The 668-nt window shown below is 52.1% G+C and carries 1 protein-coding gene; it reads right to left on the reverse strand.

The window, feature by feature from the left end:
• Nucleotides 1-265 (reverse strand): hypothetical protein (locus tag ACXJ5O_RS29010; protein ID WP_457302920.1); only part of this gene is annotated, 265 nt, incomplete at its 3' end.
• Nucleotides 266-668: the final 403 nt, after the last annotated feature.

Raw genomic sequence — 668 nt, forward strand, 5'->3', positions numbered from 1 at the left:
TGCCGCATATTTCTTTTGATCCGGACTCTTCTGCTTTGTCGATGAGACCAGAAGCGAGATCAGAAACGATTTCGACCGCTGTGTCTTCCGGCAGTCCGGTTTCCCGCATCCCCGCTTTCATCGCCGCTTCACTGGCTTCATCGGTTCCGCAAATATACGCTCTGGCTTCAAGCAAGGCAGCCCGTTCGAATTGTCTATTGCTGACCTCACTAACGTCCTCCGACGCTTCTGTCTGATTTTTGATATTGAACGCATTGGCCGGCAATACAGCAGCCGACGCTAGGAGCGCAGCTGCGAGAATGGGTATCGATGATTTGTAGAAGCGCATTTTCCTGCCCCTTCCAACCACATCTGGAGACCGGCGTTTATCGCCATATAAGCCTCGTTCATGGATTATTAACGGATGGGGACTGGTTCCGTTCCTAATAGATAGTCAATTGGCCGTGATCGGAGCGTGACGCTTCGGCGATGCGATTGCTGCGTTGCACAAAATGCATTGCTGCTATGCAATATTGTCTGTATTAAATCAGGACAGTTGAGTTATCCTCAAACTAGGAATTTTCGACAGCGTCACCTCCTCCCGGCCCTGTCGAAACGGATGGCCTCTTCTCCTCCCAGAAGGCCCTCCATAACCAACGAAACCCACCGCACCTCCTCCCGCGGTGGGT

The sequence above is a fragment of the Phyllobacterium sp. P5_D12 genome (assembly GCF_054049495.1).